Source organism: Burkholderia multivorans ATCC BAA-247 (genome assembly GCF_000959525.1).
In the GTDB taxonomy this organism is placed as follows: Bacteria; Pseudomonadota; Gammaproteobacteria; order Burkholderiales; family Burkholderiaceae; genus Burkholderia; species Burkholderia multivorans.
Genome location: NZ_CP009832.1, coordinates 2428995 through 2451321, shown reverse-complemented (window position 1 = coordinate 2451321; position 22327 = coordinate 2428995). Strand labels below are relative to the sequence as shown.

Sequence of the window (22327 nt, the reverse complement as noted above, 5' to 3'; positions counted from 1 at the left end):
ACATGACTGAACAACCGGCTGTATTCACGCTGAAGCAGGGCACCGTGCCGCTGCTGATCTCGATTCCGCACGCAGGCACGCACATCCCCGACGACATCGCGGCGACGATGACGCCCGATGCGCGCTTCGTCGACGACTGCGACTGGCATCTGGAGCGGCTCTACGCGTTCGCGGTCGAACTCGGCGCATCGATCCTCGTGCCGTCGCATGCGCGCTACGTCGTCGATCTGAACCGTCCGCCCGACAACGAGAACCTTTATCCGGGGCAGGACACGACGGGGCTCGTGCCGGTCGACACGTTCGACAAGCTGCCGCTGTATCCGGCGGGCGCGCTGCCCGACGACGACGAGATCGCACGCCGCCGCGACCGCTACTGGCGTCCGTACCACGGCGCGCTGCAGGACGAGATCGCGAGGCTCAAGCGCGACCACGGTCGCGTGCTGGTATGGGAGGCGCATTCGATCCGCTCGCACGTGCCGCGTTTCTTCGAAGGGCGGCTGCCGGATTTCAATTTCGGCACCGCGAGCGGCGCGAGTGCCGCGCCCGGGCTCGCGGAAGCGCTCGCCGCGCGCGTGCTCGAACACGGCGGCTATACGGCGGTCGCAAACGGGCGCTTCAAGGGCGGCTACATCACGCGTCATTACGGCGTGCCGGAGACCGGCGTGCAGGCCGTGCAGCTCGAGCTGTCGCAGATCACGTACATGGACGAGACGCGGCCGTATGCGTACGACGAAGCGCGCGCCGCGCGCGTCGCGCCCTTGCTGCGCACGCTCGTCGAAACGGCGCTCGCGTACCGCTGAGCGCCCGCGCGCCGCATGCGGCAGTGCGGCGAAGCGGCGTGGCGCGCCTCTATTCGTGCGTACGTCGCGCTGCCGCGGCGCAACAACACGGCGTCGGTCGTTGCGGCCGATGCCGTTTTTTTTGCCGCGGCGAACCGTCCGATCGTCACCCGAAAATTTGACGCAATTTTTCGTTGATATAAGCTGAATGTCAGGAAGTCGCCGCACGTGCATCGGCCGCGACCGCGCTCGGGAGGGGCGCTCCGCGCGATGCCGGGCTTCGGCGGCTTCCCGACGCGTCGCCGCGGCGCGGCTGCCGCTTGCGCCCGATCGCGACGCGTGTCCGAGCATTCGTCTGTCCATCGAGAACGATCGTGAAAGCCGCCAGCCCATCGATACGTCGGACGCGAAGTCCGTCGGCGGGCGCGCCGACTCAGGCCGGGTCGATCCGGCCTGCTGATCGCGGCGCGCATGCCGCCCGTTTGCGCAAGCCTTGCCGCTTGACCGTTTCCCGCTGCGGCGTGCGCCGCTTCAACCTCGCGACCGCGCACGTCTTCAGCGCGGTGCAGTGCGACGGCAGCGCGTCGTTGTTGCCCTAGCGTCCTCTTCCCGTTGCGAACCGAGTCGTATGCCGTGCCGCCGCTGCGTGCACGCGGACGACGCGTGCGCGCGTGCGGCGCGCGTCGCCGCGCAGGCGCGCCAGTGTCGCATGCGCCTGCGTCGCGCTGCGTACAGACTTTCGTTGCGCAGACAACGGAGCCGCCACCATGCGCGCACGCCCGATCGTAGCCGTCACCGCCGACCGCATCATGCGCGGTCCGCATCCGAACCATACGGCCGGCGAGAAGTACCTCGACGCGCTCGTCGACGGTGCCGGCGCGCTCGCGTTGGTACTGCCCGCGCTCGGTGCGCGCCAGCCGCTCGACGCGATCGTCGCGGCGATCGACGGACTGCTGTTGACCGGCAGCTATTCGAACGTCGAGCCGCATCATTACGGCGGCGCGCCGAGCGCGCGCGACACCTTGCACGATCGCGCGCGCGATGCGACCGCGCTGCCGCTGATCCGCGCGGCGATCGACGCCGGCGTGCCCGTGCTCGCGATCTGTCGCGGCATGCAGGAGCTGAACGTCGCATACGACGGCACGCTGCATCAGCGGCTGCACGCGACGGCCGGCTTCGACGATCACCGCGAACGGCTCGACGATCCGCTCGAGCGGCAGTACGGCCCCGCGCACGTCGTGCAGTTCACGCCGAACGGACTGCTGCAGCGGATCGCCCGCGGCACGACCGACGCGCGCGTGAACTCGCTGCACGATCAGGGCATCGCGCGCATCGGCGCCGGGCTCGTCGTCGAGGCACGTGCGCACGACGGGCTCGTCGAGGCCGTCAGCGTGCGCGGTGCGCGTGCGTTCGCGCTCGGCGTGCAATGGCATCCGGAATGGCGCTACGCGGAGCAGCCGCTGTCGCGCGACATCTTCGCGGCATTCGGCGCGGCATGCCGCGCGCGAATGGCGCATCGCATTCATGCGTTCGCCGGCGGGTCGCCGCCGCCGAACGCGTCCGACGTCGACTGAAAGAGGCCGATCATGCAACCCGAACTGACCGAATTCCTGCGCCAGCACCGCATCACCGAGGTCGAAGCGATCATCCCCGACATGGCAGGCATCGCGCGCGGGAAGATCATTCCGCGCAACAAATTCGAATCCGGCGAATCGATGCGGCTGCCGCAGGCCGTGATGGTGCAGACCGTGACCGGCGACTATCCGGAAGACGGCACGCTGACCGGCGTGACCGATCCCGACATGGTGTGCGTGCCCGATCCGTCGACGATCTGCCTGATCCCGTGGGCCGTCGATCCGACCGCGCAGGTGATTCACGACTGCGTGCACTTCGACGGCTCGCCGGTCGAGATCTCGCCGCGCTACGTGCTGCGACGCGTGCTCGAGCTGTACAAGCAGAAGGGGTGGCAGCCGGTCGTCGCGCCCGAGCTCGAGTTTTATCTCGTCGACATGAACGCCGATCCCGACTTGCCGCTGCGTCCGCCCGTCGGCCGCACCGGACGCGCGGAGACCGGGCGGCAGTCGTATTCGATCGAGGCCGTCAACGAGTTCGATCCGCTGTTCGAGGACATCTACGAATACTGCGAGATGCAGGGGCTCGACATCGAGACGCTGATCCATGAGGTCGGCGCCGCGCAGATGGAGATCAACTTCGTGCACGGCGATGCGCTGTCGCTTGCCGATCAGGTGTTCCTGTTCAAGCGCACCGTGCGCGAAGCGGCGCTGCGCCACAACATGTACGCGACGTTCATGGCCAAGCCGATGGAAGGCGAACCGGGCTCGGCGATGCATATCCATCAGAGCCTCGCCGATGCGCGCACCGGACGCAACCTGTTCGCCGACGAAGGCGGGGCCGTGTCGCCGATGTTCCATAGCTATCTCGCGGGGCTGCAGAAATACACGCCCGCGCTGATGCCGATCTTCGCGCCGTACATCAACTCGTATCGCCGCTTGTCGCGCTTCATGGCTGCGCCGATCAACGTGCAATGGGGCTACGACAACCGCACGGTCGGCTTCCGGATCCCGCAGTCGAATCCGGTCGCGCGGCGTATCGAGAACCGGATTCCGGGTGTCGACTGCAACCCGTATCTCGCGTTCGCGGCGACGCTCGCGGCCGGCTATCTCGGTCTCGAGCAGCAGCTCGCGCCGACCGAGCCGATCGCCTCGGACGGCTACTCGCTGCCGTACCAGCTGCCGCGCAACCTGGAAGAGGGCATCTCGCTGATGGCCGCGTGCACGCCGCTCGCCGACATTCTCGGCGACAAGTTCGTGAAGGCGTATCTCGCGCTGAAGGAAACCGAATACGAAGCGTTCTTCCGCGTGATCAGCTCGTGGGAGCGCCGCCATCTGCTGCTGCACGTATGAGCGTGCGGCATCGTCATCCGGAGGCAACATGAACGATCGTCACGACGCACGGCCGAGCGCGCGCTCGACCGCCGAATACCGCGCGCTCGACGCCGCGCACCACATCCATCCGTTCTCCGACATGGGCGCGCTGAACCGCGCCGGCAGCCGCGTGATCGTGAAGGCCGACGGCGTCTATTTGTGGGACTCCGACGGCAACCAGATCATCGACGGCATGGCCGGGCTCTGGTGCGTGAACGTCGGCTACGGCCGCAAGGAGCTGGCCGACGCCGCTTATCGGCAACTGCAGGAGCTGCCGTTCTACAACACGTTCTTCAAGACCACGCACCCGCCGGTGATCGAACTCTCGGCGATGCTCGCCGAAGTCACGCCGCCCGGCTTCAATCACTTCTTCTATTGCAACAGCGGCTCGGAAGGCAACGACACCGTGCTGCGCGTCGTGCATCAGTACTGGCGCGTGCAGGGCAAGCCGCAGAAGAAGTACGTGATTTCGCGCAAGAACGGCTATCACGGCTCGACGATCGCGGGCGGCACGCTCGGCGGCATGGGCTACATGCACGAGCAGATGCCGTCGAAGGTCGAGCACATCGTCCATATCGATCAGCCGTATTTCTTCGGCGAAGCGCAGCCGGGCGAGACGCCCGAAGCGTTCGGGCTCGCGCGTGCGCAGCAGTTGGAGGCGAAGATTCTCGAGCTCGGCGCGGAGAACGTCGCGGCATTCATCGGCGAGCCGTTCCAGGGTGCGGGCGGCGTGATCTTTCCGCCGTCGACGTACTGGCCGGAAATCCAGCGAATCTGCCGCAAGTACGACATTCTGCTCGTCGCGGACGAAGTGATCGGCGGCTTCGGCCGTACCGGCGAATGGTTCGCCCATCAGCACTTCGGCTTCGAACCGGATCTGATCACGATGGCCAAGGGGCTCACGTCGGGCTACGTGCCGATGGGCGCGGTCGGCATTCACGAGCGCGTCGCGCGGCCGATCGTCGACAACGGCGAATTCAATCACGGGCTCACGTATTCGGGGCATCCGGTGGCCGCGGCGGTGGCGGTCGCGAACCTCAAGCTGCTGCGCGACGAGGGCATCGTCGAGCGCGTGAAGCGGCATACGGGGCCGTATTTTCAGCGTCGGCTGCGCGAGGCGCTCGCCGACCATCCGATCGTCGGCGAGATCGCAGGCGCGGGGCTCGTCGCCGGCGTCCAGCTCGCGCGCGATCGAGAACGGCGCGTGCGGTTCGACGCCGCGATCGACGTCGGCACGATCTGCCGCGACTTCTGCTTCAGCGGCAACCTGATCATGCGCGCGACCGGCGACCGCATGCTGCTATCGCCGCCGCTCGTGATTCGCGACGACGAGATCGATGCGCTCGTCGACAGCGCGAAGCGGGCATTCGATGCGACGGCGGAGCGGGTGCGGCGGAGCGCGTGAGCGTTGCGTCGGCGCCGTTACGCGCGCGCGAAACGCTGTTCTTCGAACGCGATGATGCGGGCGACGGAATCGGTGACGGTCAGCGCGCCGGTTTCGATCACGAGATCAGGTGAGACCGGCACTTCGTACGGATCGGAGATGCCTGTGAACTGCGGCGTCTGGCCCGTCGTCGCCTTTGCGTAGAGGCGCTTCGGATCGCGCGCGGAGCAGGTTGCGATGTCGGTTTTCAGATAGATTTCGACGAAGCGATCGTCGCCGACGATCTCTCTCGCGCGCTGGCGGTCGGCCGCATACGGCGAGATCAGCGCGACGACCGCGGTGATGCCCTGACTGTTCAGCAGCTTGGCGATTTCGGCGGTGCGCCGGCAGTTCTCGGAGCGGTCCTCGCGCCTGAAGCCCAGGTCGGGCGAGACGCCGGAGCGCAGTTCGTCGCCGTCGAGAATGCAGACCGGGATCCGGCGTTCACGAAGATGCGCGGCGACGCGTTGCGAGAGCGTCGATTTGCCGGCGCCGCTGAGGCCGGTGAGCCACAGCGTATGGGAGTGGTACGAGGTCATCGTGACTGGAATGGGGACGGCGCGGTAACCAGCGTCGATTCATGGATCGACATTGTTGGCGGCCGATTCTAATCGACCATTATCAATGCGGCATTACGAATTAGTTACGGTTCGTTACAACAATGTCCGCATCGGTCGGGAGTGGGGTAGACCAGCGCAGGGGGCGATACCGCGGGCGGAGCGCGCGTGCGCGCCGCAAAAACGAAAAGGGCCTGCGTCGTGAAACGCAGGCCCTCGAATTCTTTGGTGGGCGGTACTGGGATCGAACCAGTGACCCCTGCCGTGTGAAGGCAGTGCTCTACCGCTGAGCTAACCGCCCAAAGAAGCTGAAATTATGTCAGAGCTTTTTGGGTTCGTAAAGCCCTTTCTGCAAATTTTTTTGAGCGCATGCGCGGGGCAGGCCGAGGTCCGGCTGCGACGCTCGTTTTCGAACAGTTCCACACGCCGAACGCGCCGTCGCCACGCCGCGGCCGGCATCATCAGCGCGCGCGTGCCGGGAGCGCATCGATCGACGCGCGCACATATTCGGCGAAGCGCAGCGCGACCGGCTCCGCGCTGCCGCTGCGTTTCAGCTCGAGCGTGCGCGATTCGAGCGACGCGTCCTTCAGCGGCCGGAACGCGAGCCGCTCGCTGTTCGCCTGCTGCAGTACGCGCGGCACGAGCGCAATGCCCATGCCGAACTCGATCATCGACAGGATCGTCTGCCACAGCCGCGCCTCGTGGCGAATCACCGGGCTGAACCCGGCGTTCACGCACTGCGCGATGATCAGATCGTGATAGTGCGGTGCGGCGTCGCGCGGAAACAGGATGAACGGTTCCGCGGCGAGTGCCGCGAGCGCGATCTTTCTGCGCCGCGCGAACGGATGTGCGGCCGGCAGGCAGCAGACGAACGGCTCCGCATAGACGGGCGCCGATTCGACCTCGGGCGGAAAGCGGCCCCAGTGTGCATAGCCGAGGTCGATCTGGCCGCGCTGCACGGCCTGCACTTGCGCCTGCGTGTTCATCTCGCTCAGGACGATCTCGACGCCGGGGTAATCGGCCTCGAAGCGACGTACCGCATCGGGCAGCCCGCGATAGAGCATAGAGTGGACGAAGCCGATCCGCAGCCGGCCCGCGAGACCGGATGCGGACCGCACCGTCAGCCGTTCCGCTTCGGCGGCCTGCAGCAGCAGCCGGCGCGCTTCGCCGAGCAGCACTTCGCCCGCGTTGGTCAGCGCGACGGCCTTGTTCGTGCGCGACAGCAGCTGCACGCCGAGCGTCTCCTCGAACTTGCGGATGTCGAAACTCAGCGCCGGCTGCGAGATGAACAGGCGCTTCGCCGCGCGCCCGAAATGCAGTTCTTCGGCGACCGCCACGAAGTAGCGCAACTGCCTCAGTTCCATCGTGTGTCCTCCTCGTCCGCGCGTCGATAAGCGATATCTATCGTACCGAATAAATCCTGTATTGGACGCTTATCGACCGCAGGCCTACGCTGTCCGAAACGCCTGACACCGCGCGCCGCGATTGCCGGCCGCGCATCGGCGCCGGGCAATCGCCCGGCACGAGACCGGCTCGCGCGACACGCCGCGACGCCGGCGCACATCGGAGACGCACATGAACGACACAGCGCACACGCCGGCCGCCGGCGCGTCCAATATCCCCGACAGCCGGGGCCTCAACTTCTTTTCCGTCGATCCCGATCTCGGCGCGTTGCTGAGGCTGCATCTCGGCGATGCGCACTACACCGAACTCGAACCGCAGCTTCGCGCGCTCGGCGCGCGCGTGTCGGGCGAACTCGATGAATGGGCTTCGCGCGCGGATAAGCATCCGCCGGTGCTCGAGCATCGCAATCGGCGCGGCGAGGCCGTGCAGCGGATCGACAAGGATCCGGCGTACGTCGCGCTCGAACGCGTCGCGTATTCGGAGCTCGGGCTCTCGGCGCTCAGCCATCAGCCGGACGCCGCGCCGCCGCTCGTCAAGTACGCGCTGACCTTTCTGTTCGTGCAGGCGGAATTCGGACTGTGCTGCCCGGTCAGCATGACCGACTCGCTGACGCGCACGCTGCGCCGCTTCGGCGATCGTGAACTGGTGGCGCGCTATCTGCCGATGCTCGCGTCGCGCGACTTCGACACGCTGTACCAGGGCGCGATGTTCATGACGGAGCAGGCGGCCGGCTCGGACGTCGGCCGGATCGCGACGCGCGCCGCACGCGACACCGACGCGCACGGCGACACCGTGTGGCGGCTATACGGCGACAAATGGTTCTGCTCGAACGCGGACGCCGATCTCGCGATGGTGCTCGCGCGCCCCGACGGCGCGCCGGACGGCATTCACGGGCTCGCCTTGTTCCTGCTGCCTAAGACGCTAGCGGACGGCACGCGCAATCATTACCGGATCGTGCGGCTCAAGGACAAGCTCGGCAGCCGTTCGATGGCGAGCGGCGAGATCGTGCTCGACGGTGCGCATGCGTATCTGATCGGCGAAATCGGGCGCGGCTTTCACCAGATGGCGGACATGATCAACATGTCGCGACTGTCGAACGGCGTGCGCGCGGCCGGGCTGATGCGACGCGCGATGAACGAGGCGCTGCACGTGGCCGCGCATCGCGAAGCGTTCGGCCGCAAGCTGATCGACATGCCGCTGATGCAGCGTCAGCTGATGAAGATGCTGCTGCCGGCCGAGGCCGCGCGCACGATGTTCATGCAGATCGCGCTGCTGCTGCCGCAGGCCGATGCAGGCGACGAGCAGGCGGCGCGCTGCGTGCGGATCCTGACGCCGCTGATCAAGTTCCGCGCGTGTCGCGATGCGCGGCGCGTGACGGGCGATGCGATGGAGGTGCGCGGCGGCACCGGCTACATCGAGGAGTGGAGCGATGCGCGGCTCGTGCGCGACGCCCATCTCGGCTCGATCTGGGAAGGCACGAGCAATATCGTCGCGCTCGACGTCGCGCGCGCCGCGCGGCGCGAGCAGGCGCTCGACGCGTTGCGCACGTTCCTCGGCGACCGGCTCGGCGCGGCGCCGCTGCCGGACGCGAGCCGCGCCGCGCTGCGGCGCATTCTGGCGCGCGCTTGCGACGGGCTCGCGCGCGTCGCGGCCGACGGCGACGACGCGTGCGTGCGGCAGGCGGCTTCCGCGCTGTACTACGCGAGCGCGGTCGTGCTGATGGCGTGCGAGGGCGCGCGGCTCGCGCCCGATTACCGCCGTCTCGCGCTCGCGCATCTGCTCGTGCGCCACAAGCTGCTGCCCGTCGATCCGCTCGCACCGGCGTCGCGCGACGACGAAGCCGCGGCGTTCGACACCTTGCTGCGCGGCGCGCCGGTGTCGCTCGACGTCGCGCTCGACCTGCTGCCGGAGGTCGAGCGATGAACGCTTCGCGTGGCGCACTGGACGGCCTCAAGGTCGTCGACCTGAGCCGCGTGCTCGGCGGCCCGTACTGCACGCAGGCACTCGCCGACCACGGTGCGACGGTCATCAAGATCGAACCGCCCGCCGGCGACGAGACGCGCGGCTGGGGGCCGCCGTTCGCGGGCGACACCGCGTGGTACTTCTTGGGCGTGAACCGCAACAAGGAAGGGCTCGCGCTCGACCTGTCGCGCGACCAAGGGCGCGCGATCCTCTGGCGGCTGTTGGAGGACGCCGACGTGCTGGTCGAGAACTTCAAGCCCGGTACGCTCGCGCGCTGGGGGATGGACTATACGCGCGACCTGCAGCCGCGTTTCCCGAGGCTGATCCACTGTGCAGTGACGGGTTTCGGCGCCGACGGCCCGCTTGGCGGCTTGCCGGGCTACGACGCGGTGATCCAGGCGATGGCGGGGTTGATGAGCGTGAACGGCGAGCGCGACGGCGACGCGACGCGCATCGGCCTGCCGATCGTCGACATGGTGACGGGCCTCAACGCGCTGGCCGGCATCCTGCTCGCGCTCGCCGAGCGCGAGAAGAGCGGGCGCGGTCAGTCGGTCGACATCGCGCTGTACGACTGCGGCGTGTCGCTGCTGCATCCGCATTTGCCGAACTTCTTCGGCTCGGCGCGCGTGCCCGAGCGCAGCGGCAACGCGCATCCGAACATCGCGCCGTACGACAGCTACCGGACGGCGACCGTCCCGATCTTTCTTGCGGTTGGCAACGATCGGCAGTTCGCGCGGCTCGTTGGGCATCTCGGCGTGCCGGCGCTGGCTGACGATCCGCGCTTCGTCGACAACCGCAGCCGCTGCGCGCACCGCGCGGAATTGAAGGCCGCGCTGGAGGCGCGGCTCGCCGCGCATGCGTGCGAACCGCTCGCGCGCGACCTGATGGCCGCGGGCGTGCCGTGCGGGCCCGTGCGTACGGTCGCCGACGTCGCGCGCGATCCGCATGCGCTGCACCGCAACCTGTTCGTCGAGATCGGCGCGTATCGCGGCACCGCCTCGCCGGTGAAGCTCTCGCGCACGCCGGCCACCTATCGGCGGCCGCCGCCCGCACTCGGCAGCGATACGCGCGCGGTACTCGATCGGCTGGGCGTCGACCCGGCGCTGCAGCAGCAACTGTTCGATGCCGGCGTGCTAAAGGACGCGTCCGGTGAGCAAGCGGCCGGCGGCGAGGTTTGCGCCGAACGCGCCGCCGGGAGCGAACCGCACGGCTGACGAGCCGCCGCCGGCCGGCGGCGATCCCGGCCGCACGGACGGCGCGCCGCATCGCGCCGCCGACAACAAACATGGAGACATCGATGAGCGGTCCGCACACCCAACCCGCATTGCCCGCGAAGCCCGGCCGCGCCGCGTTCGCGGCCTTCGTCGGCACGACGATCGAGTGGTACGACTTCTATATCTACGGCACGGCCGCCGCGCTCGTGTTCGGCAAAGTGTTCTTTTCGAGCGACATGGACGCGGGCGTCGCGACGCTGCTCGCGTTCGTCACGTTCTGGGCCGGCTTCGCCGCGCGGCCGCTCGGCGGCATCGTCTTCGGCCATCTCGGCGACCGCGTCGGCCGCAAGACCGCGCTCGTCATCACGCTCGTGATGATGGGGCTCGCGACGACCGGCATCGGCCTGCTGCCGACCTACGCGCAGATCGGCGTATGGGCGCCGGCGGGCCTCGTCGTGCTGCGCGTGCTGCAGGGCATCGCGGTCGGTGGCGAGTGGGGCGGCGCGGTGCTGATCGCGAGCGAGAACGCGCCAAAGCACAAGAGCATCCTCTACGCGGCATTCGCGCAGCAGGGCTCGCCGACCGGCAACCTGCTCGCGACGGGCGCGTTCTTCGCGCTGAGCGCGATGCCGACGCCCGATTTCCTGATGTGGGGCTGGCGCATTCCGTTCCTGCTGTCGGCGGTGCTCGTGATCGTCGGGATGGTGATCCGGCTGAAGCTCGAGGAGTCGGCCGACATGCAGCGCGTACTCGCACGCAAGCGCACCGTGAAACTGCCGCTGCGCGAGGTCGTGCGCGATCACTGGGTCGTCGTGCTGCTCGCGGCCGGCACGCTGCCGGTGATCAACGTCACGTATTTCCGCAGCACGTTCGCGCTGTCGTGGGCGACGAAGGAACTCGGCTACGCGCAGGGCACGTTCCTCGGCATCCTCTCGATGTCGCTCGTCGTGCAGTTCTTGATGCAGCCGGTCGGCGCGTGGTTCGTGTCGAAGGTCGACATGCGCCGCGCGATGTGCTGGATCCTGATTCCGGAAATCGTGCTGATGCCGCTGATGTTCCACGCGGTCGGCACCGGTTCGTACTGGGTCGCGGTCGCGGGGATGTGCATCTCGACGATTCCGTCCGCGATGTTCTACGGGGCGGTCGGCGGGGTGCTCGCACGCGTGTTTCCGGCCAATGTCCGCTATACGGGGCTGTCGCTCGCGTATCAGTTGAGTGCGCTCGTCGTCGGCGGCGGCACGCCGGTGCTCGCGCAGGCGATCCTGAATTCGACCGGCAGCATCGTCGGCGTCGCGATCGCGTCGGGCATCTACGCGCTCGTGTCGCTCGTCTGCATGATCGCGCTGCTCAATCGCACCGGCCATCGCGCGGACGCGTTGTCGAGCGCCGAGCGTAGCGATGCAGCCGAATGGGCGGCCGAGCCGGCCGGCGACGCGGCGGCCCCGCGCGACGACGCGCGCAGGCTGAAGCCGGCCGGGGAAACCGCATGATCGCGTGCGGCACGGCAGGGTCGCCACTCGCGCCGCCGCACATGCGGCCTCGCCAATGAAAAACGGCACCGTGCGATGCGCGGTGCCGCCTCGTTTTGGGCACGGGCCGCGCGCTGTGCCGCGGCCCCGCCTGTCGCACGTCAGCCTTCGGTGGGCGGCACGTAGCCGGACGCCTGATCCGCGCCTTCGCCGAAGAAGTACTTCTCGGTCTGCTTCATCAGATACTGGCGCGCGCGCGGGTCGGCCATGTTCAGACGGTTTTCGTTGATGAGCATCGTCTGCTGCTTGAGCCAGCCCTGCCAGGCCTCCTTCGAGACGTTCTCGTAAATGCGCTTGCCGAGTTCGCCCGGCAGCGGCGGGAAATCGAGGCCTTCGGCTTCCTTGCCGAGCTTCGCGCATTGAATCATTCGAGCCATCGTGTACTTCTCCTGTAATCGGTCTGGGGGAGGGCAGGCGTGCCTGCGCTCAGAGCTGCTTCATCAGCACGAGCGACTTGCGCTGCCAGTTATAGAGTTTGCGGCGGTCTTCCGGCAGGTCGTCGACCGTCGCCTTGACGAAGCCGCGCTTCAGGAACCAGTGCTCGGTGCGCGTCGTGAGCACGAAGATGTGCGTGAGGCCGCGTGCACGCGCACGCTGCTCGATGCGCTTGAGCAGACGCTCGCCGTCGCCCGAGCCCTGCGCTTCCGGCGCGACCGTCAGGCACGCCATTTCGCCGATCTTCTCCTGCTGGTACGGATACAGCGCCGCGCAGCCGAACAGCACGCCGTCGTGCTCGATCACCGAGAAATGATCGATGTCGCGTTCGATCTGGTGGCGGCCGCGCCGCACAAGCGTGCCGTCCGCCTCGAGCGGCTCGATCAGCGACAGGATGCCGCCGACGTCGTCCGGCGTCGCCTCGCGCAGGCTCTCGAGGTTCTCGTACGAGATCATCGTGCCGACGCCGTCGTGCAGGAACAGCTCGAGCAGCATGCTGCCGTCGAGCGATTGCGGGATCAGGTGCGCGCGCGTGACGCCGCCGCGGCACGCGCGAATCGAATGCTTGAGAAAGAAGGCGTCGTCGCCCTGGATGTTGCCCGAGTCGAGCAGTTCGGCCGCCGCGTCGAGCGACATTTCGCGGATCAGCTCGCCCGCGTCGTCGACGATGCCCGGGCCGTCCGTCAGGAAGATGATCTTGTCCGCGCGTAGCGCGATCGCGGCGGCCGACGCGACGTCTTCCATCGACAGGTTGAACGCCTCGCCCGTCGGCGAGAAGCCGAGCGGCGACAGCAGCACGAGCTTGCGGCTCGCGAGCGAATGGCGGATCGACTCCGCGTCGATCTTGCGCACGATACCCGTGTGCGCGAAATCGACGCCGTCGAGAATGCCGACCGGCCGCGCGGTGACGAAGTTGCCCGACACGACGCTGATGTGCGCATGCGCCATCGGCGAGTTCGGCAGACCCTGGCTGATCGCGGCCTCGATGTCGAGGCGCACTTCGCCGGCCGCTTCCTTCGCCGATTCGAGTGCGCGCGCATCGGTGATCCGCAGCCCGTGCGAAAACTCCGATTCGACGCCGTGCAGGTTCAGCTGCTCCTCGACCTGCGGCCGCGAGCCGTGCACGAGCACGATCTGGATGCCCATCGCCTGCAGCAGCGCGATGTCGGACACGAGCGCGTTCAGCAGCCCCTGCTGCACCACCTCGCCGCCGAACCCCACGACGAACGTGTTGTTGCGGAACTTGTGGATATAGGGCGCGACGGAACGCATCCAGTCGACGAACTGCGCGTGCCTGAGGGCCGAATCGTCGGCGGCCGGCAGGTTCGCGTCGGCGGTCTGCGCCGGGGGGAGGTCGGTTTGGGAATTCATGGGCGGGATTATAATGCGCCCCCATGTCGAATGTACCTAAAAGTCCCGCGGCGACGCGGGCAAAAGCGCCGTCGGCCCGGCACCCGGATGGTGCGGCCGACGCGCGCGGGCAGCAGGGCCAGCCGCCGCGCCGGCAGCAGGACGAGCAGGCCGGCAAGCCGCCGCGCGCCGCGCAACCGCAGGACGCGCGCGCACCGCGCCGCGAACGGCCGCCGCGCGCGGCGGTCGCACCGAATCCCGTTCCGCCGATCACCTACCCGGAAAGCCTGCCCGTATCGGGCCGGCGCGACGAGATTGCGCGCGCGATCGCCGCGCATCAGGTCGTGATCGTCAGCGGCGAAACGGGCTCGGGCAAGACCACGCAGCTGCCGAAGATCTGCCTGGAACTGGGCCGCGGGCTCGGCGCGGGCGGCACCGGACTGATCGGCCATACGCAGCCGCGCCGGCTCGCGGCATCGTCGACCGGCCGCCGGATCGCCGAGGAACTCGGCACGCCGTTCGGAGAAGTGGTCGGCTACAAGGTGCGCTTCACCGACAATCTCGCGCCGGGCGCGTCCGTGAAGCTGATGACGGACGGCATCCTGCTCGCCGAGACGCAGGCCGATCCGCTGCTGAAGGCGTACGACACGCTGATCATCGACGAGGCGCACGAACGCAGCCTGAACATCGATTTCCTGCTCGGCTATCTGAAGGAGATCCTGCCGAAGCGGCCGGACCTGAAACTGATCGTCACGTCCGCGACGATCGACGCCGATCGCTTCGCGCGCCATTTCGGCAGCGACGCGCACCCGGCGCCCGTGATCGAGGTCAGCGGGCGGCTGTATCCGGTCGAGGTGCGCTACCGCCCGGTGGCCGAGGATCGGCCGGCCGTCAAGCATGCGGAAGGCACCGCGAGCCGGGACCGTGCGAAGACCGCGCGCGAGGCCGAGCGCGACCTGATGGACGCGATCGTCGACGCGGTCGACGAGCTGTGCCGCGAAGGCCCCGGCGACGTGCTCGTGTTCCTGCCCGGCGAGCGCGAGATCCGCGAGGCGGCCGAGGCGCTGCGCAAGCATCATCCGCCGCATACCGAGATCCTGCCGCTATTCGCGCGGCTGTCGGCGGCCGATCAGGACAAGGTCTTCAAGCCGTCGAACGCGCGCCGGATCGTGCTCGCGACGAACGTCGCGGAGACCTCGCTGACGGTGCCCGGCATCCGCTACGTCGTCGACACGGGCCTCGCGCGCGTGAAGCGCTATTCGTACCGGAACAAGGTCGAGCAGCTGCAGGTCGAGCCGATCTCGCAGGCGGCCGCGAACCAGCGCGCGGGCCGCTGCGGCCGCGTCGCGGACGGCATCTGCATCCGCCTGTACGACGAAAGCGACTTCCAGGCGCGCGCGCGCTTTACCGATCCGGAGATCCTGCGCTCGTCGCTCGCCTCGGTGATCCTGCGGATGAAGTCGCTGCATCTGACGGCGATCGAGTCGTTCCCGTTCCTCGAGCCGCCGCCCGGGCGCGCGATCGCGGACGGCTATCAGCTACTGAACGAACTCGGCGCGGTCGACGACGACAACGCGCTGACGCCGCTCGGCCGCGAACTCGCACGGCTGCCGCTCGATCCGCGCGTCGGCCGGATGATCCTGGCCGCACGCGACCAGCAGTCGCTGCGCGAGGTGCTGATCATCGCGAGCGCGCTGTCCGTGCAGGACCCGCGCGACCGCCCGATCGACGCGCAGGAGCAGGCCGACCAGGCGCATCGACGCTTTGCCGACGAGCGCTCGGAATTCCTGCAGTGGCTGAAGATCTGGTCGTGGTTCGAGGAAGCGGTCGCGCACAAGAAGTCGAACCGGCAACTCGTCGACGCATGCCGGCAGAACTTCCTGTCGCATCTGCGGCTGCGCGAATGGCGCGACGTGCACTCGCAGCTGCTGACGGTCGTGCGCGAACACGGCTGGCGGCTCAACGAATCGGAGGCGACGTACGAGCAGGTGCATCTGGCCCTGTTGACGGGCCTGCTCGGCAACCTCGGCCTCAAGGCCGACGACGATCCGCACTATCTCGGTGCGCGCGGGATCAAGTTCTACCTGTGGCCGGGTTCCGCGCTCGCGAAGAAGGCCGGCCGCTGGGTGATGGCGGCGGAACTCGTCGAGACGAGCCGGCTGTACGCGCGCTGCCTCGCGAAGATCGAGCCCGAATGGGTCGAGAAGGTCGGCGCGCATCTGCTGAAGAAATCGCTGTCGGAGCCGCACTGGGAGAAGCGGCCGGCGCAGGTCAGCGCGTTCGAGCGCGCGACGCTCTACGGGCTGCCGATCTACCATCGGCGACGCGTCGCGTTCGGCAGGCAGGACCCGGCACGCGCGCGCGAGCTGTTCATTCGCGGCGCGCTCGTCGACGGCGAGTTCGACACGAAGCTGCCGTTCTTCGCGCACAACCGCAAGCTGCTCGCCGACATCGAGCAGCTCGAGCACAAGTCGCGCCGACAGGACGTGCTGGTCGACGACGAGCTGATCTATGCGTTCTACGACCACGCGATTCCGGCGGGCATTCATACGGGCGCCGCGTTCGAGCGCTGGTATCGCGACGAAGTGAAAAAGAGCGGCCAGCCGGACGACAAGCTGCGCCTGCTGTACCTGTCGCGCGACGACCTGATGCGTCACGAGGCGGCCGGCGTGACGACCGAGCTGTTCCCGAAGCGCGCGACGATGGCGGGCGTCGAGATGGCGCTGACCTACCATTTCGAGCCGGGCTCGCCGCGCGACGGCGTGACGCTCGCGGTGCCGCTGTACGCACTGAACCAGGTCGATGCGCGCCGCTGCGAGTGGCTGGTGCCGGGAATGCTGAAGGAGAAGGTGCAGCTGCTGCTGAAATCGCTGCCGCAGAAGCTGCGCCGGCATTGCGTGCCGCTGCCCGACTACGCGGCCGGCTTCGTCGAACGCACGGGCCGCGAGCGCTTCGGCGCGGGCGGTCTCGTCGAAGCGCTGATCGCCGACGTGCGCGAGCAGACGCAGGTCGCGATGAAAGCGGCCGACTTCAAGCTCGAGACGTTGCCCGCGCACCTGTTCATGAACTTCAAGGTGATCGACGAGCACGGCCGCCAGCTCGCGATGGGGCGCAATCTCGCGCAGCTTCGACAGGAACTCGGCGCGCAGGCGCAGCAGCAGTTCCAGAAGATCGCGGCGGCGTCGACGCTCGCGGTCGGCGCCGATGCCGACGGCGGCACCGCGCCGGCCGCGTCGGGCGAGCCCGCCGGCAAGGACGGCCGCGGCGCGAAGGGCGGCAAAACCGTCGCACCGCAGACGCTCGCCGCGCCCGAGCCGGGCGCGACCGCACTGTACGAGAACCTGACGACGTGGAACTTCGGCAAGCTGCCCGAGCTGCTGGAGATCCGGCGGCGCGGCCAGACGCTGTACGGCTATCCGGCGCTCGTCGATCGCGGCACGCACTGCGACGTCGAGGTGTTCGATTCGCCCGAGGAAGCCGCGCGGATCCACCGTGCGGGGCTGCGCCGGCTGTTCGCGCTGCAGCTGAAGGAGCCGATCAAGTATCTCGAGAAGAACCTGCCGGGCCTGCGCGAGATGGCGATGCAGTACATGTCGCTCGGCACGCAGGACGAGCTGCGCGATCAGCTGATCGATACGGCGCTCGATCGCGCGTGCCTGCAGGACCCGCTGCCGGACGACGACGCGAGCTTTCATGCGCGGCGCGACGAAGGCCGCAGCCGGCTGAACCTGCTCGCGCAGGAAATCGCGCGGCTCGTCGGGCAGATCCTCACCGAATACGCGGGCGTCGTGAAGAAGCTCGCGCAGGCGAAGCCGTTCGCGCAGGCGCACGCGGACCTGCAGCAGCAGCTGTCGGCGCTGATCGGCAAGCGCTTCGTGATCGACACGCCTTACGCGCAGCTCGTGCATTTCCCGCGCTACCTGAAGGGCATCGCACTGCGGATCGACAAGCTGAAGGCCGATCCGGCCCGCGACGCGAAGCAGCTCGGCGAGCTGCAGCCGCTCGTCCAGCAGTACCAGCGCGCGGTGTCGCAGCGCGGCGGCGTCGTCGACCCGCGGCTCGCCGAGTTCCGCTGGCTGCTCGAGGAATTGCGCATTTCGCTGTTTGCGCAGGAACTGCGCACGCCGATGCCGGTCTCTGTCAAGCGGCTGTACAAGGTCTGGGAATCGATGCAGCGCTAGCGCGGCAGCGTTTCCGGCGCGATACCGTCGGCGCGGCCAGCCGTATCGCGCGGCGCGCGCCGGCACGGCTGCGGCGGCGTGCGTCGAAGTGGCGCAATAAGACCGGGCGCCGGTCAACCGGCCGGGCCGGTCGGCCGTTTTACAATGACGGTTGTCCCACGACGTGAGTCTTCATGCGCAATTTCCTTTCCCTCGGCCGCACGCTCGCGCTGGCCGCCGCCGTGCTGGCGCCCGCCGCGCACGCGAATAACGTGATCGTCCTCAATTCGGCCGAAGCCACGCTTTCCCTGATCGATCAGCAGACCCGCGAAGTCGTCGGCACGATGCCGACCGGCAAGGAACCGCACCATCTGATGGCGTCGCCCGACAATTCGTCGCTGATCGTCGCAAATTCGGTCTCGAACAGCCTGATGTTCCTCGATCCGAAGACGGGCAAGCTGCAGCGTACCGTCGAGGGCATCGACGATCCGTACCAGCTCGGCTTCTCGCCCGACCGCAAGTGGTTCGCGGCGGCTGGCCTGCGGCTCGACCGCGTCGATATCTACACGTATGACGGCCGCGACCTGCATCTCGCGAAGCGCGTGCCGCTCGCGGTGATGCCGAGCCACCTCGCGTTCACGAAGGACAGCAAGACGCTGCTCGTCTCGCTGCAGGTGTCCGGCGAGATCGCGGCGATCGATCTGCCGACGCAGACGGTCAAGTGGAAGATGAAGGTCGGCAAGGTGCCGGCCGGGCTCTGGCTGACGCCCGACGACAAGTACCTGCTCGTCGGCATGACGGGCGCCGACTACGTCGCGGTCGTCGACTGGCGCAACCAGAAGGTCGTCAAGCAGATCTACACGGGCAAGGGCGCGCACAACTTCCGCTCGCTCGCCGACGGCACGCACGTCGCGGTCACGAACCGCGTCGCGAATACGATCAGCATCATCGACGAGAACACGCTGACCAACGTCGGCGACATCACGGGGCTGCTGCCGGGCCCGGACGACATGGAACTGTCGGCCGACAAGAAGACGCTGTGGGTGACGTTCCGCTTCGCGAAGAAGGTCGGGATCATCGATCTCGCGTCGCGCAAGCTCGTGCAGACGATCGCGGTCGGCCGCTCGCCGCACGGCATCTACTTTTACGACCGTGCGCCGTGGAAGGCGGCGAACGGCGCGTGACGGACGGGGGCGGAACATGCTGCATCTGATCGACGCGTTCGTCTCGGACATCCAGACCTGGCTGTACGTCGACGTCGTGCAGCCGCTCCTCTTCAAGTTCAACCTGATGGACTATGACGAGGACACCTACGACGCGCTGTACTGGGTGATCATCGGCGCGCTGCAGATGGTGCTGATGTTCGTGCTGCTGCGCCCGCTCGAGGCGCTGCGGCCGGTCGAGCGGTGGAAGGACCGCAAGGCGGTGCGCGTCGACGTGATCTATACGGCGATCGCGAAGCTCGGCATCTATTCGCTGTTTTTCTTCTTCGCGCTGCAGCCGCTGTTCGACCGCTTCCAGGCCTGGCTGCGACTGCACGGCATCGCGAACTTCAATCTCGACTATCTGTGGCCGGGCGTCACATCGCAGCCGATCGTCGCGTTCGCGATCTACCTCGTCGTGCTCGACTTCGCCGGCTACTGGTATCACCGCTGGCAGCACAAGTTCGGCGTCTGGTGGGAGCTGCACGCGGTGCACCACAGCCAGCGGCAGATGTCGCTGTGGTGCGACGATCGCAACCACCTGCTCGACGACGTGATCCAGTCGTGCTTCTTCGCGGCGATCGCGCTCGTGATCGGCGTGACGCCGTCGCAGTTCGTCGTGCTCACGGCTGTCACGAACTTCCTGCAGAGCATTCAGCACACGAATGCGCGCCTGTCGTACGGCCGGCTCGGCGAGCGGCTGCTCGTCAGCCCGACCTTCCATCGCCGTCATCACGCGGTCGGCTACGGGCACGAAGGCACGAAGTACGGCTGCAACTTCGGCGTGCTGTTTCCGTGGTGGGACATGATGTTCGGCACGGCGTCGTGGAATCGCACGGTCGAGCCGACCGGCATCCGCGAACAGGTCGAAGGCATTTCGTACGGCGACGGCTTCTGGGCGCAGCACGGCCTCGCGTTCGCGCGGATCTTCCGTCGCCTGTTCCCCGCCAAGCGCGGCGCCGCGTCGTCGGCCTGATCGGCCCGTCCCGCGTGCATCGCCCGCTCGCACGGCCCGCCTGCGCTTTGGCGCATGCGGGCCGTGTGGTTTATCCTTTCCCCGTTTTTCTTCGTCGATACAGGCTCGCATGAACGACTTGCTGCGCTCCTTCGTCCGCGCACTGGCGAGCGCGTTGCACCCGCGCATGCTGTGGCTCACCCTGATGCCGTTCGTCGTATCGGCGCTGCTATGGGGCGTCGTGCTCTGGTTCTCGTGGCAGACGCTCGTCGACGCCGCGCGCGGCGCGCTCGACGGCTTCGTGCTGACCGCCGCGCTGTACCGCGCATTCGACGCGATCGGGATGTCGCAGCTGCATGCGGTCGTTGCGCCGTTCGTCGTCGTGTCGCTCGCGATTCCGCTGATCGTGCTGACCGTGCTGCTGCTGATCGCGTCGATCTCGATGCCGGTCGTCGTCAAGCATCTGTCGAACCGGCAGTTCGCCGCGCTGGAGGCGAAGCGCGGCGGCACCTTCGTCGGCAGCGTGTTCAATTCGCTGGGCGCGGCGATCGTCGGCGTCGTGCTGCTGATCGTCACGATCCCGCTGTGGCTGATCCCGCCGTTCTTCGCGCTGCTGCCACCGGTGATCTGGGGCTGGCTCACGTACCGCGTGATGACCTACGACGCGCTCGCGCTGCATGCAAGCCGCGACGAGCGCCGCGCGCTCGTGCGGCGCCATCGCTGGCCGCTGATCGGCATCGGCATCGCGACCGGGCTGCTCGGCACCGTTCCGACCTTCGTGTGGGTATCGTCGGTCTGGATGATGGTGCTGTTTCCGTTCGTCGCGGCGGCGATGATCTGGGTTTACGCTTTCATTCTCGTCTTCTCCGCGCTGTGGTTCGGGCACTACTGCCTGCGCGCGCTCGAAGACCTGCGCGCGGCATCGCGCGCGACCACCATCGACATGGGGCACGCATGAGCATCGGCATCATCATCATCGGCGACGAAATCCTCTCCGGCCGCCGGCAGGACAAGCATCTGGCGAAGGTCATCGAGCTGCTCGGCGCGCGCGGCCTTGCGCTCGACTGGGCCGAATACGTCGGCGACGATCCGGCGCGCATCACCGCGACGCTCAAGCGCGCGATCGCCTCGGGCGACATCGTGTTCTCGACGGGCGGCATCGGCGCGACGCCGGACGACCATACGCGCCAGTGCGCGGCGGCGGCGCTCGGGGTGCCGCTCGAACTGCATCCGGAGGCGCAGGCGCTGATCGCGGAGCGGATCCGCGAGACGCATGCCGATCCCGACCGTCCGGTGGATTTCGACTCGCCGGAGAACCGCCACCGCTTCAACATGGGCGTGTTCCCGGTCGGCGCGACGATCATCCCGAACGGCTACAACCGGATTCCGGGCTTTTCGGTCGGCGATCTGCATTTCGTGCCGGGCTTTCCGGTAATGGCGTGGCCGATGATCGAATGGGTGCTCGACACGAAGTACGCGCACCTGCATCACGCGACGCCGCACGAGGAGCGCTCGCTGTACGTGTTCGAGCTGCCGGAATCGACGCTGACGCCGCTGATGGAGAAGATCGAGCGCGACTTTCCCGGCGTGCGCGTGTTCAGCCTGCCGAGCGTCGGCGACGCGGAGCGCGGCGGCATCTATGCGCGCCGCCATATCGACCTCGGCGTCAAGGGCGAGCCCGAAGCGGTCGCGGCCGCGTTCGTGAAATTGCGCGAAGGCGTGCATCTGCTCGGCGGCGACATCGTCGAGCCGGCCGCCGCGCCGCGCGCGTAATCGCGGCGGCCGGCACGCGGGCCAGCCAGGGGCGTAGGGTGGCGTCGGGCCGCGCAGGGCGGCCCGTCATCGGCATGTCATCGCGCGGCTCGACGATGACGCGACCGGCAGCGGCGTGCGGTCAGGCGCCGATCCAGGGCAGCTTGCGGAAGCACCAGCCGTCGACCGTCTTGCGATGGCCTTCGGCGTCCTTCGCGCCTTCGAAGCCTTCGAGCAGATCGAAGGCCTTGCGGAAGCCGGCCTGCGCGGCGGCGACCGCGGCCAGCTTCGAGCGCGCCGCGCTGCGGCACAGGAACAGCACCGGCGTGTCGGGCGACACGGCGGCGCGCAGTTCGTCGAGGAATTCGGTGTTCGGCACGCCGCCCGGGTAGCGCGACCATTCGACGTGCAGATACTGGCCGTCGCCGACGAGCGGTCGGCCGATCCAGTCGAGCTCCGCACGCGTGCGCACGTCGACGAGGCGCGCGGACGGATCGAGCTGCAGCAGTTCGAAGGCCTCGGCCGGCAGCAGTGCGCCGGCGTAGTTGAGCGAGCCTTGCGCGCGGCGTTCGTCGGCCTTCGCGTAAAGCTGTTCGAGCGTACTCATGGCGGGAGTCTCCGTATCGGTCAAACGAGCATTCTAGCGCCGCCGCGCGGCGC

General features: G+C 68.0%; 17 protein-coding genes and 1 tRNA gene. 12 read left to right on the top strand and 6 right to left on the bottom strand.

What is annotated here, in order from left to right; translation table 11 throughout:
- Window positions 1-2: 2 nt before the first annotated feature.
- The 4 genes from hutG to NP80_RS23755 all read left to right on the top strand — a co-directional run bounded on the left by hutG (window position 3) and on the right by NP80_RS23755 (window position 5129).
- The gene (gene hutG, locus NP80_RS23775) at window positions 3-800 is read left to right on the top strand and encodes an N-formylglutamate deformylase (protein WP_006410770.1); all 798 of its coding nucleotides are present in this window, start codon (window positions 3-5) and stop codon (window positions 798-800) included.
- Window positions 801-1546: 746 nt separating this feature from the next.
- Window positions 1547-2353, top strand: a complete 807-nt coding sequence (locus NP80_RS23765; RefSeq protein WP_006410772.1) for a gamma-glutamyl-gamma-aminobutyrate hydrolase family protein — start codon at window positions 1547-1549, stop codon at window positions 2351-2353.
- Window positions 2354-2365: 12 nt separating this feature from the next.
- Window positions 2366-3703 (top strand): glutamine synthetase family protein, encoded by a 1338-nt coding sequence (locus NP80_RS23760; protein WP_006410777.1) that lies wholly within the window; start codon window positions 2366-2368, stop codon window positions 3701-3703.
- 28 nt (window positions 3704-3731) lie between these two features.
- The gene (locus NP80_RS23755) at window positions 3732-5129 is read left to right on the top strand and encodes an aspartate aminotransferase family protein (RefSeq protein ID WP_006410769.1); all 1398 of its coding nucleotides are present in this window, start codon (window positions 3732-3734) and stop codon (window positions 5127-5129) included.
- 17 nt (window positions 5130-5146) lie between these two features.
- On the opposite strand, the gene cysC is transcribed toward NP80_RS23755, so the two are convergent.
- The 3 genes from cysC to NP80_RS23740 all read right to left on the bottom strand — a co-directional run bounded on the left by cysC (window position 5147) and on the right by NP80_RS23740 (window position 7068).
- Complete coding sequence (gene cysC, locus NP80_RS23750) at window positions 5147-5686, bottom strand: adenylyl-sulfate kinase (RefSeq protein ID WP_006410767.1); 540 nt, start codon at window positions 5684-5686, stop codon at window positions 5147-5149.
- A gap of 244 nt (window positions 5687-5930) precedes the next feature.
- Window positions 5931-6005 (bottom strand) — tRNA-Val (locus NP80_RS23745).
- Window positions 6006-6165: 160 nt separating this feature from the next.
- A complete protein-coding gene (locus NP80_RS23740) occupies window positions 6166-7068 on the bottom strand; it encodes a LysR family transcriptional regulator (RefSeq protein WP_006410780.1) in 903 nt (300 codons plus the stop codon).
- Window positions 7069-7279: 211 nt separating this feature from the next.
- On the opposite strand from NP80_RS23740, the gene NP80_RS23735 reads away from it, so the two are divergent.
- From NP80_RS23735 to NP80_RS23725, 3 genes are all read left to right on the top strand, one after another.
- On the top strand, window positions 7280-9031 hold the full coding sequence (locus NP80_RS23735; RefSeq protein WP_006407974.1) for an acyl-CoA dehydrogenase family protein: 1752 nt from the start codon (window positions 7280-7282) through the stop codon (window positions 9029-9031).
- Window positions 9028-10284, top strand: a complete 1257-nt coding sequence (locus NP80_RS23730; protein WP_045594186.1) for a CaiB/BaiF CoA transferase family protein — start codon at window positions 9028-9030, stop codon at window positions 10282-10284. Before NP80_RS23735 ends, NP80_RS23730 begins: the two co-directional genes overlap by 4 nt.
- Window positions 10285-10367: 83 nt before the next feature.
- A complete protein-coding gene (locus NP80_RS23725; protein WP_006409430.1) occupies window positions 10368-11774 on the top strand; it encodes an MFS transporter in 1407 nt (468 codons plus the stop codon).
- Between the two features lie 140 nt (window positions 11775-11914).
- Here the strand turns inward: NP80_RS23725 and NP80_RS23720 are convergent, their stop codons facing one another.
- Window positions 11915-12190, bottom strand: coding sequence for an oxidative damage protection protein (locus NP80_RS23720; protein WP_006401987.1), 276 nt, complete (start codon window positions 12188-12190; stop codon window positions 11915-11917).
- A gap of 49 nt (window positions 12191-12239) precedes the next feature.
- Window positions 12240-13619, bottom strand: coding sequence for an amino-acid N-acetyltransferase (argA, locus tag NP80_RS23715; protein ID WP_006407977.1), 1380 nt, complete (start codon window positions 13617-13619; stop codon window positions 12240-12242).
- Window positions 13620-13642: 23 nt separating this feature from the next.
- Here argA and hrpA point away from each other — a divergent pair, with 23 nt between their 5' ends.
- The 5 genes from hrpA (at window position 13643) to NP80_RS23690 (ending at window position 21688) form a co-directional block, all read left to right on the top strand.
- The gene (gene hrpA / locus NP80_RS23710) at window positions 13643-17779 is read left to right on the top strand and encodes an ATP-dependent RNA helicase HrpA (protein ID WP_045594184.1); all 4137 of its coding nucleotides are present in this window, start codon (window positions 13643-13645) and stop codon (window positions 17777-17779) included.
- Between the two features lie 173 nt (window positions 17780-17952).
- A complete protein-coding gene (locus NP80_RS23705; protein ID WP_006401984.1) occupies window positions 17953-18942 on the top strand; it encodes a YVTN family beta-propeller repeat protein in 990 nt (329 codons plus the stop codon).
- A 16-nt stretch (window positions 18943-18958) separates the two neighbouring features.
- Window positions 18959-19936, top strand: coding sequence for a sterol desaturase family protein (locus tag NP80_RS23700; RefSeq protein ID WP_006407979.1), 978 nt, complete (start codon window positions 18959-18961; stop codon window positions 19934-19936).
- A gap of 109 nt (window positions 19937-20045) precedes the next feature.
- On the top strand, window positions 20046-20873 hold the full coding sequence (locus tag NP80_RS23695) for an EI24 domain-containing protein (protein WP_006407980.1): 828 nt from the start codon (window positions 20046-20048) through the stop codon (window positions 20871-20873).
- Window positions 20870-21688 carry a competence/damage-inducible protein A gene (locus NP80_RS23690; protein WP_006407981.1) on the top strand — a complete coding sequence of 273 codons (819 nt, stop codon included), beginning with the start codon at window positions 20870-20872 and terminating at the stop codon, window positions 21686-21688. The genes NP80_RS23695 and NP80_RS23690 overlap by 4 nt, the downstream gene beginning before the upstream one ends.
- 121 nt (window positions 21689-21809) lie before the next feature.
- On the opposite strand, the gene NP80_RS23685 is transcribed toward NP80_RS23690, so the two are convergent.
- Window positions 21810-22274 carry a rhodanese-like domain-containing protein gene (locus NP80_RS23685; protein WP_006401980.1) on the bottom strand — a complete coding sequence of 155 codons (465 nt, stop codon included), beginning with the start codon at window positions 22272-22274 and terminating at the stop codon, window positions 21810-21812.
- Between the last annotated feature and the right edge of the window lie 53 nt (window positions 22275-22327).

Excerpts from the sequence above, each read along its gene's own strand:
- hutG (WP_006410770.1), top strand. The coding sequence starts at position 3 with ATGACTGAACAACCGGCTGTATTCACGCTGAAGCAGGGCACCGTGCCG.
- NP80_RS23765 (WP_006410772.1), top strand. The coding sequence starts at position 1,547 with ATGCGCGCACGCCCGATCGTAGCCGTCACCGCCGACCGCATCATGCGC.
- NP80_RS23760 (WP_006410777.1), top strand. The coding sequence starts at position 2,366 with ATGCAACCCGAACTGACCGAATTCCTGCGCCAGCACCGCATCACCGAG.
- NP80_RS23755 (WP_006410769.1), top strand. The coding sequence starts at position 3,732 with ATGAACGATCGTCACGACGCACGGCCGAGCGCGCGCTCGACCGCCGAA.
- cysC (WP_006410767.1), bottom strand. The coding sequence starts at position 5,686 with ATGACCTCGTACCACTCCCATACGCTGTGGCTCACCGGCCTCAGCGGC.
- NP80_RS23740 (WP_006410780.1), bottom strand. The coding sequence starts at position 7,068 with ATGGAACTGAGGCAGTTGCGCTACTTCGTGGCGGTCGCCGAAGAACTG.
- NP80_RS23735 (WP_006407974.1), top strand. The coding sequence starts at position 7,280 with ATGAACGACACAGCGCACACGCCGGCCGCCGGCGCGTCCAATATCCCC.
- NP80_RS23730 (WP_045594186.1), top strand. The coding sequence starts at position 9,028 with ATGAACGCTTCGCGTGGCGCACTGGACGGCCTCAAGGTCGTCGACCTG.
- NP80_RS23725 (WP_006409430.1), top strand. The coding sequence starts at position 10,368 with ATGAGCGGTCCGCACACCCAACCCGCATTGCCCGCGAAGCCCGGCCGC.
- NP80_RS23720 (WP_006401987.1), bottom strand. The coding sequence starts at position 12,190 with ATGGCTCGAATGATTCAATGCGCGAAGCTCGGCAAGGAAGCCGAAGGC.
- argA (WP_006407977.1), bottom strand. The coding sequence starts at position 13,619 with ATGAATTCCCAAACCGACCTCCCCCCGGCGCAGACCGCCGACGCGAAC.
- hrpA (WP_045594184.1), top strand. The coding sequence starts at position 13,643 with ATGTCGAATGTACCTAAAAGTCCCGCGGCGACGCGGGCAAAAGCGCCG.
- NP80_RS23705 (WP_006401984.1), top strand. The coding sequence starts at position 17,953 with ATGCGCAATTTCCTTTCCCTCGGCCGCACGCTCGCGCTGGCCGCCGCC.
- NP80_RS23700 (WP_006407979.1), top strand. The coding sequence starts at position 18,959 with ATGCTGCATCTGATCGACGCGTTCGTCTCGGACATCCAGACCTGGCTG.
- NP80_RS23695 (WP_006407980.1), top strand. The coding sequence starts at position 20,046 with ATGAACGACTTGCTGCGCTCCTTCGTCCGCGCACTGGCGAGCGCGTTG.
- NP80_RS23690 (WP_006407981.1), top strand. The coding sequence starts at position 20,870 with ATGAGCATCGGCATCATCATCATCGGCGACGAAATCCTCTCCGGCCGC.
- NP80_RS23685 (WP_006401980.1), bottom strand. The coding sequence starts at position 22,274 with ATGAGTACGCTCGAACAGCTTTACGCGAAGGCCGACGAACGCCGCGCG.